Raw genomic sequence first — 15,483 nt, forward strand, 5'->3', positions numbered from 1 at the left:
CATGGCTTGGACCCGCGATGAAATGGCCGCCCGCGCTGCGAAGGAACTGAAGGACGGTTTCTACGTCAATCTCGGCATCGGTATTCCCACCCTGGTATCGAACTACATCCCCGATGGCATGCATGTGGTGCTGCAGTCGGAGAACGGCATGCTCGGCATGGGCCCCTTCCCCTATGAGGGCGAGGAAGACCCGGACCTGGTGAATGCCGGCAAGCAGACCATCACTGAACTGCCCTATTCCAGCTACTTCTCGTCTGCCGACAGTTTCGCGATGATCCGCGGCGGCCATATCGACCTGTCGATCCTCGGCGCCATGCAGGTGTCGGAGAATGGCGATCTGGCCAACTGGATGATCCCGGGCAAGATGGTGAAGGGCATGGGCGGCGCCATGGACCTGGTGGCCGGCGTGAAGCGCGTGGTCGTGGTGATGGAGCATGCCGCCAAGGATGGCGAGAAGAAGCTGCTGCATCGCTGCAACCTGCCGCTCACCGGCGCTGGCGTGGTTGACATGGTGGTGACCGATCTTGCGGTCTTCTCCGTCGACCGCAAGGGCGGCGGCATGGTGCTGCTGGAGCGCGCACCGGGCGTCTCGCTGGAAGAGATCGCTTCAAAGACCGAAGCGACCTACAGCATTGCCGACACGGCCAAGTAAGCAGCCATCGGCTTGAATTGAAAAAGCCCCGGCGGGCAACCGCCGGGGCTTTTGCTTTTAGGGGCTGTGCGGCTTTTCGGGATTTGGCTGTTCTGGCAGGGCGTGATCCGGCGTCAGCATCCAGTCGCCAGCGAGTTTCAAACCACGTTCTGCCGCTTCCTGCGCCAGCCAGCCAGCAACAGCGGCGGCGACAACGGGCGCAGCCGCTTTCGCCACAACAGGGGCGGCAACGCCGGCCAGGGCGATCTTCGATGTGCTGGCGGCCAGGGTGGCGGCAAGGCCGCTGCCGGCGCCGCTGAAGGCATCTCGGCTGGCCGCCTTGAAGGTGCTGCGCCAGTTCTGTTCGCCGCGTGCCTGGCGATGCAGGTTGAGAAAGGCGGCGATAGTTGCCGAACTCATGGCGCCGCTGAGCGAGCCGCCGCGCGCCATATCCAGCAATGTTGTTGCACTTTCGCGGCCGTGATGCAGCAGCATGCTGCCGATGGCGACGCCGATATCGCTGCCAAGCCGCAGCACTTTCAGGGTTGTGCCACGCTCAAGCAATGATTGCACACGCGCAGCCTGATCGGAAAACCGCCGCGCGGTTGCCTCGGCGGTTCCCTGCCAAATATCTGCGGTGAAACGGAAACGCATCGTCATCGTTGCAGCAGATGGGGGTGCGTTCGGGGCAATTCAAGCCCAATGCAAGCACTGGCTGCACACAATCATTCCCCGCGATGGTCACATTCGGGCCACGTTCCGGGGCGGCAATGGAACCAGCGCCGGGCAGCACAAGTCCGGAGCCTCAACCCAGCATCGGACAGTGTTCGCCCGATGTCGCAATCGAAGTCATAGACCAATCCAAAAATAAGGGAGCTTCCCATGTCCGCTGTTCAGCCCACGACCAATGTTCAGACTGTTGCGAAGCATGTCAGTCAACTGCGCCCTTCGCGCCGCGCCACATTGGCGCTGGTTGGCCTCGTTGCCGCCATGCCGCTCGCAGCCTGTGCCGCCGGGCCGCAGGAATCGGTAAGCGGTACGATCACCACGCGCCACAGCATGGTGCTGCCGGTTGACTCGGTGCTGGTGGTGCGCCTGCTCGATGCCACGCGTGGCGACATGGCCGCCTATACCGTGACCGAGCAGCGCCTTGCCGCCGCGCCGCTGCCGGCCCGCTTCGATCTGCGCTACCATTTCGGTACCATCAACCCGAGCGGTACCTACTATGTGCAGGCCCAGGTGGAGCAGGCTGGCCGCCTGCTGCTGATCAATGATCAGAACTACTCGGTGATCACGCGCAACTCGCCGGATCGCAATGTGCTGGTCACTCTGGTGCCGGCTGCCGGCACCGTAATGGTGCCGAGCGCCGCAGCGCCGGCCTCCACCACTACGGTGATCCAGACCGCACCGGCGGTGACCGTGGCGCCGGCCACTACCACGACTACCACCACGGTGATCATCCCCGGCGGTACCTATGTGATGCCGCGCTAAACCCATGACGGAAGTCTAGGGCAGGGAAAGCGGGCGGCGGCTCTTTGAGTCGCCGCCCGCACTATTTCCGGCTATACTCCTGCGCGATTTTAGCTGCGGAGGATGTCATGCCGTATTGCCGCCGTCAGATTCTCATCGGGTCCAGCTTGCTGCTGCTTGCCGCGCCGGCCTTTGCCCATCATGGCTGGGGCTCCTACGATGCCGCCACGGTGCTGACCCTGGATGGTGTGGTGGCGGAAATCGATCCCAACAATCCGCATGGCGAATTGCGCCTCAAGACAGCGGACAAGACCTGGACCGTGACACTCTCGCCGCCGGCCCGCATGGCGGCGCGCGGCAAGCCGATGGCCGATATCAAGGTCGGCGACAAGGTGGTGGCGGTGGGTTATCCCAGCCGCTCGCGGCCAGACGAGATGCGCGCCGAGCGCGTCACCCATAACGGCTTCACGGTCGAATTGCGCTGAATTCAATGGCTGATCACGGCGCCATCCAGCATCCATTGCTGCTCACGCTTGAACAGTCGAGCCTGGGCCGTGCCATGCGCGAGGAACTGCTGCTCTATCCGGCGGTGGAGGTGCTGCATATCCTCGGCTTCGTGGCCCTGTTTGCCGGCATAGCGGTATTCGATCTGCGCCTGCTGGGGCTTGGCCGGTCGCTCTCGCCGGTGCAACTGGCCCGAGTCTGCATTCCGCTGGCCGGTTATGGCCTTGGCCTGGCCATTGCCATGGGGCTGCTGCTGTTCAGCACCGAGGCGACACATCTGGCCGCCAATCCGGCTTTCCAGGTCAAGCTGGTGTTGATCGCCTTCGGCCTGATTAACGTGTTGCTGTTTCATTACGGCCCCTGGGGCAATATCGCCGCCTGGGGGGAAACACCGCCGCGCGCCGCGAGAGTGGCCGCCGCTGCCTCGCTGCTGCTCTGGACCGGTGTGGTGATCTGCGGCCGGCTTATTGCCTATCTGTGATCGGCCCCTATTCTTAGGCCTACCCGCCCGATAACTCTCCTGGCGATCCCTCCCTGCGATATACAGGATTCCCCGCATGACCGATTTGTTCTCGCCCGTTCGTCTGGGCCGCTACGACCTCAAGAACCGTATCGCCATGGCACCGTTGACGCGCAACCGCGCCGCCGCCGGCAATGTGCCCACCGACTTGATGGCGGAATATTACGGCCAGCGCGCCGATGCCGGCCTGATCATTGCCGAGGCGACCCAGATCAGCCCTGAGGGCCAGGGCTACCAGGATACGCCCGGCATCCATTCGCCCGAGCAGATTGCCGGCTGGCGTAGGGTGACCGATGCGGTGCATGCCAAGGGCGGCCGCATCTTCCTGCAGCTCTGGCATGTCGGCCGCGTCAGCCATAGCTCACTGCAGCCGGGGGGGCAGGCGCCGGTGGCGCCTTCGGCGATCCGCGCCAAGACCAAGACCTTCGTGAATGGCGGCTTTGCCGATGTCTCCGAGCCGCGTGCGCTGGATGCCAGCGAAATTCCGGCGATCATCGCCGCCTATGGCAAGGCGGCGGAAAATGCCATCGCTGCCGGTTTCGATGGTGTCGAGGCCCATGGCGCCAATGGCTACCTGCTGGACCAGTTCCTGCGCGATGGCTCGAACCACCGCACTGACGAATATGGCGGCTCGATCCAGAACCGCGCCAAGGTGCTGCTTGGTGCCATGAAGGCGATCACCGATGCCGTGGGTGCCGACCGCACCGCCATCCGCATCTCGCCGGTAACGCCGGCCAATGATGCTGCCGACAGCAACCCGCAGCCGCTGTTCAATTATGTGGTTGAAGAACTGAACAAGCTCAAGCCGGCTTATATCCATGTCATCGAAGGTGCCACCGGTGCCGACCGTAATTTCGGTGCCGGCTTCGACTACAAGGCCCTGCGTCAGCGCTACCAAGGCGTCTGGATCGCCAATAATGGTTATGACCGCGCCATGGCGCAGGCGGTGCTGGAGAAGAACGAGGCCGACATGATCGCTTTCGGTCGGCCCTTCATCGCCAATCCCGATCTGGTCGAGCGCCTGCGCCGTGATGCGCCGCTCAATGCCGTGGAGCGTGCCACGCTCTATGGCGGCGGTGCCAAGGGCTATACCGATTACCCGACACTAGCCCAGGCTGCGGAGTAAGAGTGGCTGCCGAATAAGGGTAACTGCGGCATAAACATCGCGTTTATGCCTGACCCGGCGTCAACTTGAGACGGTTTCGGCGGCGGTGCTAGCATCGCCGCCGAATTCGTTTTCCTGTGGAGCGCCGCGATGAAAAAGCTGCTGCTGATCCTGCTCGCCGGCCTTATCGGCCTTGCTGCCGTGGTGCTCTACCGCACCATCACCTTCACGCCGCCAGCCTTGCCGCCGGTGGCACAGAACCAGGAACGCATCGCGCCGGAGCCGATTGCCGAGCGGCTGTCGCAGGCGATCCGTTTCCCCACCATATCGCAGCAGCCGCCGCAGCCGACCGATCCGGCGCCGTTCGAAGGCTTCATCGCCTGGCTGGAAACCGCCTACCCGGAAATCCATGCCACGCTGAAGCGTGAGCGCATCAACAATCATGCGCTGCTCTATACCTGGGCTGGCAGCAATACGGCGCTGAAGCCGATTCTGCTCACCGCGCATTACGATGTGGTGCCGGTGATTCCCGGCACCGAGAAGGACTGGAAATATCCACCCTTCGATGGCGTGATCGCCGAGGGCTATGTCTGGGGTCGCGGCACGCTGGATGACAAGGGCGCCGCCATCACCATCATGGAAGGCATCAGCGCACTGCTGCGCCAGGGCTACAAGCCGGCGCGCACCATCTATCTCAGCTTTGGTAATGACGAGGAGATCGGCGGCGATGCCGGTGCCGGCGCCATCACCGCGCATCTCCAGGCGCAAGGAGTGCGGCTGGAATGGTCGCTCGATGAAGGCTCTTTCGTGCTCGATGGCATCGTGCCGGGCGTGGCTTTGCCTGCCGCCAGCATCAATGTGGCTGAGAAGGGCTATCTGACCCTGGACCTGATCGCGCGTGCTGCTGGCGGCCATTCCTCGATGCCGCCGCGCGAGACGGCTGTCGGCATCCTGGCCAGCGCGCTGGTGAAGCTGCAGGGCTCGCCGGTGCCGGGCGCCGTCGATGGCCTGACGGCGGAATCCTTCGGCGCCATGGCGCGGCATATGTCATTCGAGCGCCGCATGCTGTTCGCCAATCAATGGCTGTTTGCGCCGGTACTGAACTGGGCGCTGTCACAATCGCCCGCCACCAATGCTTCACTGCGCACCACCACGGCACCGACCATGCTGTCGGGCAGCATCAAGGAGAATGTGCTGCCGATCGAAGCCAGCGCGACGGTGAATTTCCGTCTGCATCCGCGCGACAAGATCGACGACGTGATCGCCCATGTGACCAAGGCGGTGAATGATAGCCGCGTGGAAGTGCGCCGCCGTGGCTTTGCCCAGGATGCCTCGCCGGTGGCCAGCACGGACTCGGCCGGCTTCCGCGCCATGGCCGATGCGGTGCGGCAGGTCTATGGCGAGGTGGTGGTGGCGCCGGGCCTCACTATCGCTGCCACCGACAGCAAGCATTACCAGACCATTTCGGATAACGCCTACCGCTTCAATCCGATGTTGATCACGCCGCAGGACCTTACCGGCTTCCACGGCACCAATGAGCGTCTGTCGCTGGAAAATCTCTCCCGCGCCACGCGTTTCTATATCGAGTTGGTAAAGGCGACAGCCGGCGGCTGAGGCCGCAAAGCAATTGGCGGCGGCTGAGGCCGCAAGCGATTGACGGCGAATTAACGCTGCAAGGCGTCCAGATGCTCGGCGATGTGGTGGGCCTGCAGCCGGGCATAATCGGCCGGTGCCACATCGCCATAGGCGAAATGCGGCTTTAGCACGGCATTGCTCCGCACAGCCTGCTCGAAGGCATCGATGGCGGCATAAAGCCGGATGAAGGCCGTAGGCATGTCGCCGTCACGCGGAATTTCCGGAGCCCCGGGGATTGGCGCATCCAGGCCATGCTTCAGCCGGCCGCGTGCCAGAAAGACCCGCGCTGCCAGCGGGCCGATGCTGGCGCGGAACCAGGCCGGCTTCATCTGCGGAAAGCCAGCAAGACCGTATTCCAGGCTCTGGGCGCTGTGATGCAGGGCCTGGTGCAGGCTTACCGGCCCGGCCATCGGATTGGCATTGCCACTGCCCTGACCCTGCAATTCTTCCAATGCGCGTCGCGCGGCTGGCAGGTCTGCCAGCGTTAAGGAAGCCCGGGTCATTTCGGGCAGGGTGCTTCGCGGAAGGAATAGACCCTGTCGTCGGCGGTGGCGATATCCGGCTTGCCGCCGGTGCTGGCGCCACCGGGCGCCCCGATCCATTCCGGCGCGATATGCATCTGGTAGATGAAGCAGGAAGGATGGCCGTCGCGTTCGCGGGCGACGAATTCTGCCTTCGCCACCAGCACATTGCCGGGGCGGAACACGCGGGTTTCGCCCGCGCTCACTTCCACGGTCCAGATCTCGGTGCTGTTATCCTCGAACCGCACGATCACCTGGCCCGGATTGGGCTGGATGGTGGTGGCGCCGCCCAGCACATGGCCGGTGGCCAGCACGGTGCCCTCGGCCAGGAAGATGGTCGGGGCGGCCTTGAGCGGGGGCGGCGGGGCAGGCGGGTTCTGCGCCGCCAGCGGGGCGGCGGCAAGCCAGAACGCGGCCGCCATGGGGAGGAGGGAGACTGGGCGGAATCGCATGGCCATCTTTATAGCATGGCCGGCCGGGCGGCTTCACCCATCGGCACTTCGCTACCCGCGGTTTTGTCGGGAACGCTTGACCACCGTCACACTGGCGCGGACACTTGCCGTAACATTGTGATGAGGGAGGAAGGCCAAATGGCTCTGGTACTGATCGACGTGGCGTTGTCGCCCTTCGCCCAGAAGGTGAAAATCGCGCTGCGCGAAAAGAATATCCCGTTCGAGATGCGGGGCACCGATCTGACGGTTGCCGATCCGGTCCGCGCCGCCAGCCCGCGCGGCGAAATTCCCCTGCTGCTGGATGGCGATGCGGCGATATGGGATTCCAGCATCATCCTCGACTATATCGAGGACAAGTGGCCGGAGCCTGCCCTGATGCCGAAGGATCCACTGGGCCGCGCCCGGGCGCGCCAGATCGAGGAACTCTGCGACGGGCCGTTCGAGGCGGTGATCTTCTGCACCAGCGAGGTGACGGTTTTCCGCCGGGCCAGTGGCGAGTTGCAGGCCAGTATTCTGGCCGAGGCAAAAAGCAGCCTGCAGCAGCTTTTTGCCTACCTGGAACAACAGCTCGGCGAGCAGCCGTATTTCGGCGGTGCGGCCTGGGGCCGGGCCGATTGCGCGGTGTTTCCGCATGTGATGAATGCGCGCGGCCAGCGCACGCCGCCAGCCGATGGCAGCAGGCTTGCCGCCTGGCTGGCGCGGGCGCTGGAACGTCCGAGCGTGCAGCAGACCATGGCCGAGGCGAAGGCGGGCATTGCCGAATTCAAGGCGATGGCCGAAGCCTATGCCGGCTCCCAGGCCAAGCGGCAGTATCGCGACTACCGGCTCGACTGGATGCTCAAGGCCGGCGGCGCCAGCATCGTCCAGGAGGGCCTTGCCAAGGGTAATATCCGTTTCGGCGGCCTGGTCGGCTAAGGCTGCCCAGCTTCGTCCTTGGCGGCCTGGAGCGCCGCCTTGGCGCGGTCGCGGTGGGCGTCAGTGATGTGGCCCTCCACGGCTTTGGCTGCCAGCAGCAGCACCGCCAGATCATCGGTGTAGCCGAGCAGGACGAAGAAGTCCGGGATGGCGTCCAGCGGCAGGATGAAGTAGCCGATGGCGCCAGCCAGGATCGCTTTCACCCGGGCTGGGGTCTGGGTATCGGTAGCGCAGTAATAGGCTGCCAGGAACTGGTCGGCCCAGGGCAGGTGGCTCAGGGCAGCCTTGAATTTGGCCCAGAAACGGGCGGTATCGAGTTCGGCCATGGCCTGGATATGGGGTCTGGTCAGGCTATCGCCAAGAGTTTCAGGCTATCGCCAAGGCTTGGGCGTTTCGGCTATAAGGCCGCAGCACATTTGTAACGTTAGTGAACTATCAGGAGGAAGGTCATGGATCTCAAGGGAGTGGGCGCCATCGTCACCGGCGGCGCATCGGGTCTGGGTGCCGCCACGGCACGCGAGTTGGCCAAGGCCGGTGCCAAGGTTGCCATTTTCGATATGAACCTCGAACTGGCCGAACAGACCGCCAAGGAAATCGGCGGCGTTGCCATCAAGTGCGATGTGGCTGATGGCCCGGGCGGTGAAGCCGCCGTGAAGGAAGCCGCTGCCAAGGTTGGCCCGCTGCGCGTGCTGGTCAATTGCGCCGGCGTCGGCACGCCGATGAAGGCGGTGGGCAAGGACGGCCCGGTGGCACTGGAGAAATTCATCCGCGTGGTGCAGATCAACCTGGTCGGTACCTTCAACATGATCCGTCTGGTGGCGCACCAGATGCAGCAGCAGGCCGAGATGGAAGGCAAGGAGCGCGGCTGCATCATCAACACCGCTTCCGTGGCGGCGTTCGATGGCCAGATCGGCCAGCCGGCCTATGGCGCCTCCAAGGCTGGTGTGCATGGCATGACCCTGCCGCTGGCGCGTGAATTCGCTTCCTTCGGCATCCGCGTCTGCACCATCGCGCCGGGCCTGTTCGGTACCCCGATGATGTTCGCCCTGCCGCCGGAAGCGCAGGAATCTTTGGGCAAATCGGTGCCGTATCCGTCGCGCCTCGGCAAGCCGGAAGAATATGCCGCGCTGGCCCGCCATATCTGTGAAAACCAGATGCTGAACGGCGAGACCATCCGCCTCGACGGCGCCATCCGCATGGCGCCGAAGTAACAAAATACGCTTGAAATCCGGGGGCGCGGGCCTTGCCCGCCCGCGCTTTTCCCGGTACGCCTAGGCCCGGCTTTTTCCCTAGCAAAAACCCGGAGGTTTTCCCCATGGCGCGCAAGAAGATCGCCCTTATCGGCGGCGGCAATATCGGCGGTACGCTGGCCCTGCTGGCCGGCATGAAGGAACTGGGCGACATCACCATTTTCGACGTCGTCGAAGGCCTGCCGCAGGGCAAGGCGCTCGACATGGCGCAGGCCGGTGCGGTCGAAGGTTTCGATGCCAAGCTGAAGGGCACCCAGGACTACGCCGATATCGCGGGTTCGGATGTCATCATCGTTACCGCCGGCGTGGCGCGTAAGCCCGGCATGAGCCGCGACGATCTGCTCGGCATCAACATCAAGGTGATGCAGGCGGTTGGCGCCGGCATCAAGGCGCATGCGCCGGGGGCCTTCGTCATCTGCATCACCAATCCGCTCGACGCGATGGTCTGGGTGCTGCGCGAAGTCTGCGGCCTGCCGCATAACAAGGTGATCGGCATGGCTGGCGTGCTCGACAGCGCCCGCTTCCGCCACTTCCTGGCTGAGGAATTCAACGTCTCGGTCAACGACGTCAACGCCTTCGTGCTGGGCGGCCACGGCGACACCATGGTGCCGCTGATCCGCTACTCCACCGTGGCCGGCATCCCGGTGCCCGACCTGATCAAGATGGGCTGGTCGACCCAGGAGAAGATCGACAAGATCATCCAGCGCACCCGCGATGGCGGCGCCGAGATCGTCGCCCTGCTCAAGACCGGTTCGGCCTTCTATGCGCCGGCCTCGTCCGCCATCGAGATGGCCGAGAGTTTCCTCAAGGACAAGCGCCGCGTGCTGCCCTGCGCCGCCTGGCTGGATGGTGGCAAGTATGGCCAGTCCGGCATGTATGTCGGCGTGCCGGTGGTGATCGGCGCCAATGGCGTGGAAAAGATCGTCGAGATCGAACTGAATGCCGAAGAGAAGAAGATGTTCGAGCATTCCGCCAATGCCGTGAAGGGCTTGGTCGACGCCTGCAAGGCGATTGATCCGTCGCTCGGCAAGTAAGTTCATCTGACCATGAGTATCGCGGCGCGCCTGACTCCGTTGGGCGCGCCGTTTGTTTTGGCGCTGCTGCTGGCGGTGCTGTATCTGCTGCTGCCGCTGTTGGCGGTGCCGCAAATCGTCATTGTCGTGGTCAAGGGTGCCGTCTGCCCGCTGCTGGCGTTGAGCATCTGGCGCTGGCGCGGCGGCGATGCCGTCGCCAAACTCCTCAGCCTCGCGCTGCTGTTCTCGGCAGCTGGCGATGTGTTCCTGGCGCTCGACCGGGTGCGTCTGTTCGTGCCGGCCCTGGGCAGTTTCCTGCTGGCGCATCTTGCCTATCTGGTGCTGTTCCTGCGGTATCGTGGGCGACCTGCCCTGCGGCTCCAACTGCGGCAATGGGTGCTGATCACATTGCTGCTGATCTATGCGGCCATCATGCTGGCGGTGCTGACGCCGGGCCTGGGAAAGCTGCTGCTGCCGGTTTACGGCTATGTCGCTGCCATCATCGCCATGGGCATAGCGGCCCTGGCATTGCCGGGCAAGCCGCTGGTTGGGCTGGGCGCGGTTAGTTTCATTCTGTCCGACTCGCTAATTGCGCTCGATAAGTTCGTGGAACCGATCGCCTGGGCCGGCCCGGCAATCTGGATCACCTATGTGGCGGCACAGGTGCTGATTCTGCTGGGCTGGCGCAAACAGGCGGCCTCGGGATAAACTGGGCGTAACTTTCCCGGATGGAGTCCAACCATGCGCCTGCTGATCGCGATCTTCCTGCCCTTCCTGCTGTTCTTCACCATTGGCCGGCCATTCTCGGGCATCATCTGCCTTATCCTGCAGATCACCTTGATCGGCTGGATTCCAGCGGCATTGTGGGCGGTCTACACGCTGAGCCAGTACAACACCGACAAGAAAATCCGCGAGAGCCAGGGCGCCTGAACCGCCGCCATGAGTAACCTGCTGTGAGCGAGCTGCCCGGCTTTCCGGGTTCCTCAGGTAATCCGGGCGGCCCGGATGAAGGGGGCGGTCCCGGGCGTGGCGACCCTGGACGCACAGAACGCTGGCGCGTGCGTGGCGTGCCAGCCTCGCGGCCTTTGCAGTATGTTGTCGCCCTGGCGGTTGCGCCGCCCCTGGGGTTGTTCATTGCCCATGCGCCGCTGTTGCTGCTGGTGGTACTCGGTCCGCTCGGCTGGTCATTGATGGTGGCGGGCTTCGCGCTGGCGCTGGGAGCTGCCGCCGTGATGTATGGCGCCATGCTGCTTGGCGGCCTGCCGCTGCTGCTCTTGATCTCCTGGGCAAAGCTGCGCGGCCTGGCGCCCTATGGCCTGGCCGGTCTGGGCGTCGGGCTTGCCACTGGGCTGCTGCTGGCGGATTGGGTGGGGCAGGACCCTGCCGGCTTCGGCGCAATACTGCTCGGCCTTGGCCTCGGCCTCTACGGCGCTTGGTTGGGCCTCTGCATGGGGGTAATCGCCGGCCTGATCCTGCTGGCTGCGGAAGCTCAGCAGCGCGTCCAGGCCGCCGGCCCGGTAATCATCGAGGCCGAGCGCGATCCGCCTTGATATATCTGCCGATGGTTGCGTATATCTTTGGAACTCGCGCAACCTGTTGTTATGCAGTCCCGAGTTGATGTACTCTCCCCTTATTCGTGATTCCTGGGGGGCAACGTGCGGAAATATGTACTTTTGATTGCTGCGGTTCTACTTCTGGCCGGCTGCAATACCAGGACGCATCAACTTACGACCACCTTGAAGCGGGAACCGGACAAGCAGCCGACAGTGGTGCTGATGCCGCTGGATGTGGAGCTGTCGCTGCTCAGCGCCGGCGGCCTGCCGGAAGTCAAGGCGGACTGGACCGAGGCCGCCAACAAGCTGCTGCTGGAGTCGATCCGCAACGAAAAGCAGAACCGCAATATCCAGATGGCCGTGTTCAGCGACGGCAAGTCCGATGAGGCCCGCAACGATCTGGCGAACCAGTTGATCAAGCTGCATGGCGTGGTGGGGCAGTCGATCCTGCTGCACCATTACATGGGACAGCCGCCTCTGCCGAGCAAGGCGGGGGCTTTCGAGTGGAGCCTCGGCAGCTCGGCTAAGGTACTCAAGGAGGTGTATGGCGCGGACTATGCCCTGTTCGTCTGGGTGCGCGACAGCTACACCAGCGGCGGTCGCGCCGTGGTGATGTTCCTGGCCGCGGCGGCCTTCGGCGTCGCGCTGCCGGGCGGGCAGCAGCTCGGTTTCGCCTCCCTGGTGGAGCTCGAAACCGGCAATGTCGTATGGTTCAACCTGCTGGCGCGCGGCCATGGCGATCTGCGCAGCCCGGAAGGGGCCGCCAACACGGCAGAAAATCTGATGGCGCAATTGCCGAAATGACCAACCATAGCCGACGCTATGTGCTGCGTGGTCTCTGCGCCTGCTCGCTGACCGGACTGGCGGCCTGCAACGCGACCACCGGCAATGAAGCGCCGATGGTTTCCGGTTATCGGCCGGCGTCAAATACCGATGAAGCTGGTCTCTGGCTCAGCGTTGAGAAGGCAGAGCGCGAGGCCCAGCGGTCGCGCTACCGTATGCGCGATGCCGAGTGGAACCAGTATCTGGAAGATATCATCGCCCGGCTCAGTCCGGAATTCCGCAACGACATGCGGGTCTATCTGATCCGCACGCCGCATTTCAATGCCAGTATGTATCCGAACGGCATGATGCAGGTGTGGAGCGGATTGCTGCTGCGCGTGAAGAATGAGGCGCAGCTTGCGGCAGTGATCGGCCATGAAATCGGCCATTATGTACACAAGCATTCGCTGGCGCGTCTGCGCGATCTTCGGGCACGTGCCGATTTCAGCGTGTTTCTCAGCATGGGATTGGCGGCAGCCGGTGTTGGTGCGATGGGCAATCTCACCAATCTGATTCTGATTGCGGGTAATTTTGCCTATAGCCGCGAGCATGAGCGCGAGGCTGACCGCTATGGCATCGACGCCATGGCGCGTGCCGGCTACCAGCCCATGGCAGCCTCCGAAGTCTGGCAGCAGATGATCGAGGAGACCGAGGCCGACAAGAATTACAAGGGGCAGAGCCTGCTGTTTGCCAGCCATCCCGCCTCGCAGGAGCGTATGGATACCCTGAAAACGCGGGCCAATGAGCTTGGCAACAAGGGTGACGACTTCGCCTCGCGCTACCGCGACCATGTGCGCCAGATCCGTTTCATGATGCTCGAAGATGAATTGCGGTTGCGTCAGTATGACCGCTCGCTGGTGCTGCTGCGCCGGCTGCAAAAAGAACAGCCCAATGATGGCGAATTGATTTTCTTCGAGGCAGAAGTCTATCGCCTGCGGCAAGAGAGCAAAGACACCACGCAGGCTGAGGAAACTTACCAGCGCGCCATAGCAGCGGAGAACCCGCCGCCCGAGGCCTGGCGCGCGCTTGGCCTGCTGCAACGCCGCCGCCGCCAGCATGAAGAGGCGGCAAACTCCTTCCGCAAATACCTCGAACTGCGGCCCGATGCCGAAGATCGCGTGATCATCACCAGCTACCTGGAAAAAGTTTCATGACCAGCATCCGCCTGTCCTGTCTGCGCCCTCTCGTTTTTGCCCTGCTGCTGCTTGTGGCAGCCTGTGCGCCCTACACGCTGGTGCCTGCCTCCAGCAGCGACGTGGCGAACTTCCGCGTCGATGTAGACATGCCCTGGAACAAGGCGAACATGCTGCGGGTGGAAAGCAGTGCTCCGCTTGCTGTTTGGACTGCCGACGCGCCGAGCCTGAACAGCATCATGTTCATCGGCGGTGTGCGCGATGGTGGCGCCGTGCTGCGGGTATCCAACGATACCGACAAGTCGCCGCTGATCTTCCGCTCGGCCATGACGCCGACGGAAATCGTCGAGTTGTGGGAAGCCACCATTGCCAAGGTGAATGGCGCAACGATTGCCAAGGGCAGCAACATACAGCCGGTCACCTTCGGCGGTGTTCCCGGCTTCCGGTTCGATTTCCACTTCGTCACCAGGGATGAGGTCGACCGCACCGGCATGGCTTATGCGGCGGTCAAGGGCGAGCGGCTTTACATGATTTTCTATTCCGGCACCAAGCTGCATCACTTCCAGTTGCGGCAGGCCAATGTGCAGCGGTTGATCGAATCGGCCCGTATCACGGGCTGAACCGGGCCGTAGGCTCAAACCGAGGGGGGATGGTTTTAAATCTGGACTTGCTTCTTGGCGGCCCTAGTTTCAGGATGCCCGTCATAAATAACACCCCCGGAGTCCCGAGATGAGTGCCCAATCCGCCCCTGCCTTCGGCTGGCGTACCCCGCTGGTCGTGATCCTTGCCGGCTGCACCATTGCGTTGCTGAATTTCGGTGTCCGCTCCGGCTTCGGCCTGTTCATGGAGCCGATCAGCGCCGCCAATGGCTGGGGCCGTGAGGTGTTCGCCTTCGCTATCGGCGTGCAGACCGTATTATGGGGCTTCGGCCAGCCTTTCGCCGGTGCTTTCGCCGATCGCTACGGCTCGGGCCGCGTACTGGCGGTGGGTGCCGTCTTCTATGCCATCGGCGTGGCGCTCACTTCAGTTTCCAGCAGTCCAGGATTGCTGACCCTGACCACAGGCATGCTGGTCGGGATCGGCCTGGCCGGTACGTCCTTTACCGTGGCTCTGGCCGCGATCGCCCGCATGGTCAGTCCGGAGCGCCGCTCCTGGGCGCTTGGCCTCGGCACCGCCGCCGGTTCGCTCGGCCAGTTCCTCATGGTGCCGCTGGGGCAGGCCTTCATCGCCGCCTATGGCTGGGCCTTCGCCCTGGTGCTGCTGAGCCTGTTCGCGCTTGCCATCGTGCCGTTGTCCACGGCGCTGGCCGGCAAGACCCCGGAAACCGCCGGCCCGAAGCAGTCGATGGGCGAGGCATTGAAGGAAGCGGGCGGTGAGCGCAGCTACTGGCTGCTGATCGCCGGCTTTTTTGTCTGCGGTTTCCATGTCTCCTTCATCCAGACCCACCTGCCGGCCTATGTTGTTGACCGTGGCCTAGATCCGCGCACCGGCGCCTGGGCGCTGGCGCTGGTTGGTCTTGCCAATGTGATCGGCTCCTATACCGCCGGCGTTCTGGGCGGCAAGCACAGCAAGAAATACATGCTGAGCTTCATCTACTTCGCCCGCGCCATCGTCATCACCGTGTTTGTGCTGATGCCGATGACCCAGACCAGCGTGCTGATTTTTGCCTTCTTCATGGGCCTGCTGTGGCTCTCCACCGTGCCGCTCACTTCCGGGCTGGTGGCGCAGATTTTCGGTCCGCGCTACATGGCCACCCTGTTCGGCATCGTGTTCTTCAGCCATCAGGTTGGCGGTTTCCTCGGGGTCTGGCTTGGTGGCCGGCTGTTCGACCTCACCGGCTCTTATGACATCGTGTGGTGGATCAGCGCCGCGCTCGGCATCTTCTCCGCCATCGTGCATTACCCGATCGACGAGCGGCCGCTGGTGCGCGCGGCGCCCGCCTCGGCCTGATCGGGCGGG

The 15,483-nt window shown here is 63.6% G+C and carries 20 protein-coding genes; 16 read left to right on the forward strand and 4 right to left on the reverse strand.

Going from position 1 to position 15,483, the window contains the following annotated elements:
* Nucleotide 1 precedes the first annotated feature (1 nt).
* Complete coding sequence (locus ACQY7X_RS14175) at nucleotides 2–652, forward strand: CoA transferase subunit B (protein ID WP_341982160.1); 651 nt, start codon at nucleotides 2–4, stop codon at nucleotides 650–652.
* A 57-nt stretch (nucleotides 653–709) separates the two neighbouring features.
* Here the strand turns inward: ACQY7X_RS14175 and ACQY7X_RS14180 are convergent, their stop codons facing one another.
* Nucleotides 710–1,204: a hypothetical protein gene (locus ACQY7X_RS14180; RefSeq protein WP_428246064.1), complete on the reverse strand. Its 495-nt coding sequence runs from the start codon at nucleotides 1,202–1,204 to the stop codon at nucleotides 710–712.
* A gap of 309 nt (nucleotides 1,205–1,513) precedes the next feature.
* Between ACQY7X_RS14180 and ACQY7X_RS14185 the strand changes: the two genes are divergently transcribed.
* The 5 genes from ACQY7X_RS14185 to ACQY7X_RS14205 all read left to right on the forward strand — a co-directional run bounded on the left by ACQY7X_RS14185 (nucleotide 1,514) and on the right by ACQY7X_RS14205 (nucleotide 5,844).
* Entirely contained in the window at nucleotides 1,514–2,122 is a 609-nt protein-coding gene (locus tag ACQY7X_RS14185) for a YbaY family lipoprotein (protein WP_428246065.1), read from the forward strand.
* 107 nt (nucleotides 2,123–2,229) lie between these two features.
* On the forward strand, nucleotides 2,230–2,586 hold the full coding sequence (locus tag ACQY7X_RS14190; protein ID WP_428246066.1) for a DUF6152 family protein: 357 nt from the start codon (nucleotides 2,230–2,232) through the stop codon (nucleotides 2,584–2,586).
* A 5-nt stretch (nucleotides 2,587–2,591) separates the two neighbouring features.
* Complete coding sequence (locus ACQY7X_RS14195) at nucleotides 2,592–3,086, forward strand: hypothetical protein (RefSeq protein WP_428246067.1); 495 nt, start codon at nucleotides 2,592–2,594, stop codon at nucleotides 3,084–3,086.
* 76 nt (nucleotides 3,087–3,162) lie between these two features.
* Nucleotides 3,163–4,251 carry an alkene reductase gene (locus ACQY7X_RS14200; protein WP_428246068.1) on the forward strand — a complete coding sequence of 363 codons (1,089 nt, stop codon included), beginning with the start codon at nucleotides 3,163–3,165 and terminating at the stop codon, nucleotides 4,249–4,251.
* Nucleotides 4,252–4,380: 129 nt separating this feature from the next.
* Entirely contained in the window at nucleotides 4,381–5,844 is a 1,464-nt protein-coding gene (locus ACQY7X_RS14205; protein ID WP_428246069.1) for a M20 family peptidase, read from the forward strand.
* A 50-nt stretch (nucleotides 5,845–5,894) separates the two neighbouring features.
* Here ACQY7X_RS14205 and ACQY7X_RS14210 read toward each other — a convergent pair whose 3' ends face one another.
* Both ACQY7X_RS14210 and ACQY7X_RS14215 read right to left on the reverse strand, forming a co-directional pair.
* Nucleotides 5,895–6,368 (reverse strand): DUF1569 domain-containing protein, encoded by a 474-nt coding sequence (locus tag ACQY7X_RS14210; RefSeq protein ID WP_428246070.1) that lies wholly within the window; start codon nucleotides 6,366–6,368, stop codon nucleotides 5,895–5,897.
* Nucleotides 6,365–6,808 (reverse strand): hypothetical protein, encoded by a 444-nt coding sequence (locus tag ACQY7X_RS14215; RefSeq protein ID WP_428246071.1) that lies wholly within the window; start codon nucleotides 6,806–6,808, stop codon nucleotides 6,365–6,367. Before ACQY7X_RS14215 ends, ACQY7X_RS14210 begins: the two co-directional genes overlap by 4 nt.
* Before the next feature lie 168 nt (nucleotides 6,809–6,976).
* On the opposite strand from ACQY7X_RS14215, the gene ACQY7X_RS14220 reads away from it, so the two are divergent.
* The gene (locus ACQY7X_RS14220) at nucleotides 6,977–7,753 is read left to right on the forward strand and encodes a glutathione S-transferase family protein (protein WP_428246072.1); all 777 of its coding nucleotides are present in this window, start codon (nucleotides 6,977–6,979) and stop codon (nucleotides 7,751–7,753) included.
* Here the strand turns inward: ACQY7X_RS14220 and ACQY7X_RS14225 are convergent.
* Entirely contained in the window at nucleotides 7,750–8,079 is a 330-nt protein-coding gene (locus ACQY7X_RS14225) for a YkvA family protein (RefSeq protein WP_428246073.1), read from the reverse strand. The two genes, ACQY7X_RS14220 and ACQY7X_RS14225, sit on opposite strands and share 4 nt — an antisense overlap.
* A gap of 123 nt (nucleotides 8,080–8,202) precedes the next feature.
* On the opposite strand from ACQY7X_RS14225, the gene ACQY7X_RS14230 reads away from it, so the two are divergent.
* The 9 genes from ACQY7X_RS14230 (at nucleotide 8,203) to ACQY7X_RS14270 (ending at nucleotide 15,474) form a co-directional block, all read left to right on the forward strand.
* The gene (locus ACQY7X_RS14230) at nucleotides 8,203–8,964 is read left to right on the forward strand and encodes an SDR family NAD(P)-dependent oxidoreductase (protein WP_428246074.1); all 762 of its coding nucleotides are present in this window, start codon (nucleotides 8,203–8,205) and stop codon (nucleotides 8,962–8,964) included.
* 104 nt (nucleotides 8,965–9,068) lie between these two features.
* Entirely contained in the window at nucleotides 9,069–10,037 is a 969-nt protein-coding gene (gene mdh, locus ACQY7X_RS14235; RefSeq protein ID WP_428246075.1) for a malate dehydrogenase, read from the forward strand.
* Nucleotides 10,038–10,049: 12 nt separating this feature from the next.
* Nucleotides 10,050–10,724, forward strand: coding sequence for a lysoplasmalogenase (locus ACQY7X_RS14240; RefSeq protein WP_428246076.1), 675 nt, complete (start codon nucleotides 10,050–10,052; stop codon nucleotides 10,722–10,724).
* A 33-nt stretch (nucleotides 10,725–10,757) separates the two neighbouring features.
* Entirely contained in the window at nucleotides 10,758–10,946 is a 189-nt protein-coding gene (locus ACQY7X_RS14245; RefSeq protein ID WP_428246077.1) for a YqaE/Pmp3 family membrane protein, read from the forward strand.
* A gap of 23 nt (nucleotides 10,947–10,969) precedes the next feature.
* On the forward strand, nucleotides 10,970–11,566 hold the full coding sequence (locus ACQY7X_RS14250) for a hypothetical protein (protein WP_428246078.1): 597 nt from the start codon (nucleotides 10,970–10,972) through the stop codon (nucleotides 11,564–11,566).
* A 186-nt stretch (nucleotides 11,567–11,752) separates the two neighbouring features.
* Nucleotides 11,753–12,373: a hypothetical protein gene (locus ACQY7X_RS14255; RefSeq protein ID WP_428246079.1), complete on the forward strand. Its 621-nt coding sequence runs from the start codon at nucleotides 11,753–11,755 to the stop codon at nucleotides 12,371–12,373.
* Nucleotides 12,370–13,545, forward strand: coding sequence for a M48 family metalloprotease (locus ACQY7X_RS14260; RefSeq protein WP_428246080.1), 1,176 nt, complete (start codon nucleotides 12,370–12,372; stop codon nucleotides 13,543–13,545). Before ACQY7X_RS14255 ends, ACQY7X_RS14260 begins: the two co-directional genes overlap by 4 nt.
* A complete protein-coding gene (locus ACQY7X_RS14265; protein ID WP_428246081.1) occupies nucleotides 13,542–14,144 on the forward strand; it encodes a hypothetical protein in 603 nt (200 codons plus the stop codon). The genes ACQY7X_RS14260 and ACQY7X_RS14265 overlap by 4 nt, the downstream gene beginning before the upstream one ends.
* 109 nt (nucleotides 14,145–14,253) lie before the next feature.
* Nucleotides 14,254–15,474, forward strand: coding sequence for an MFS transporter (locus tag ACQY7X_RS14270; RefSeq protein ID WP_428246082.1), 1,221 nt, complete (start codon nucleotides 14,254–14,256; stop codon nucleotides 15,472–15,474).
* Nucleotides 15,475–15,483 lie beyond the last annotated feature (9 nt).

It is taken from the genome of Ferrovibrio sp., from assembly GCF_965278975.1.
In the GTDB taxonomy this organism is placed as follows: domain Bacteria; phylum Pseudomonadota; class Alphaproteobacteria; order Ferrovibrionales; family Ferrovibrionaceae; genus Ferrovibrio.

What these genes read in the sequence shown, in the direction of transcription:
- ACQY7X_RS14175 (WP_341982160.1), top strand. Translation starts at nt 2, where the DNA reads ATGGCTTGGACCCGCGATGAAATGGCCGCCCGCGCTGCGAAGGAACTG.
- ACQY7X_RS14185 (WP_428246065.1), top strand. Translation starts at nt 1,514, where the DNA reads ATGTCCGCTGTTCAGCCCACGACCAATGTTCAGACTGTTGCGAAGCAT.
- ACQY7X_RS14190 (WP_428246066.1), top strand. Translation starts at nt 2,230, where the DNA reads ATGCCGTATTGCCGCCGTCAGATTCTCATCGGGTCCAGCTTGCTGCTG.
- ACQY7X_RS14195 (WP_428246067.1), top strand. Translation starts at nt 2,592, where the DNA reads ATGGCTGATCACGGCGCCATCCAGCATCCATTGCTGCTCACGCTTGAA.
- ACQY7X_RS14200 (WP_428246068.1), top strand. Translation starts at nt 3,163, where the DNA reads ATGACCGATTTGTTCTCGCCCGTTCGTCTGGGCCGCTACGACCTCAAG.
- ACQY7X_RS14205 (WP_428246069.1), top strand. Translation starts at nt 4,381, where the DNA reads ATGAAAAAGCTGCTGCTGATCCTGCTCGCCGGCCTTATCGGCCTTGCT.
- ACQY7X_RS14210 (WP_428246070.1), bottom strand. Translation starts at nt 6,368, where the DNA reads ATGACCCGGGCTTCCTTAACGCTGGCAGACCTGCCAGCCGCGCGACGC.
- ACQY7X_RS14215 (WP_428246071.1), bottom strand. Translation starts at nt 6,808, where the DNA reads ATGGCGGCCGCGTTCTGGCTTGCCGCCGCCCCGCTGGCGGCGCAGAAC.
- ACQY7X_RS14220 (WP_428246072.1), top strand. Translation starts at nt 6,977, where the DNA reads ATGGCTCTGGTACTGATCGACGTGGCGTTGTCGCCCTTCGCCCAGAAG.
- ACQY7X_RS14225 (WP_428246073.1), bottom strand. Translation starts at nt 8,079, where the DNA reads ATGGCCGAACTCGATACCGCCCGTTTCTGGGCCAAATTCAAGGCTGCC.
- ACQY7X_RS14230 (WP_428246074.1), top strand. Translation starts at nt 8,203, where the DNA reads ATGGATCTCAAGGGAGTGGGCGCCATCGTCACCGGCGGCGCATCGGGT.
- mdh (WP_428246075.1), top strand. Translation starts at nt 9,069, where the DNA reads ATGGCGCGCAAGAAGATCGCCCTTATCGGCGGCGGCAATATCGGCGGT.
- ACQY7X_RS14240 (WP_428246076.1), top strand. Translation starts at nt 10,050, where the DNA reads ATGAGTATCGCGGCGCGCCTGACTCCGTTGGGCGCGCCGTTTGTTTTG.
- ACQY7X_RS14245 (WP_428246077.1), top strand. Translation starts at nt 10,758, where the DNA reads ATGCGCCTGCTGATCGCGATCTTCCTGCCCTTCCTGCTGTTCTTCACC.
- ACQY7X_RS14260 (WP_428246080.1), top strand. Translation starts at nt 12,370, where the DNA reads ATGACCAACCATAGCCGACGCTATGTGCTGCGTGGTCTCTGCGCCTGC.
- ACQY7X_RS14265 (WP_428246081.1), top strand. Translation starts at nt 13,542, where the DNA reads ATGACCAGCATCCGCCTGTCCTGTCTGCGCCCTCTCGTTTTTGCCCTG.
- ACQY7X_RS14270 (WP_428246082.1), top strand. Translation starts at nt 14,254, where the DNA reads ATGAGTGCCCAATCCGCCCCTGCCTTCGGCTGGCGTACCCCGCTGGTC.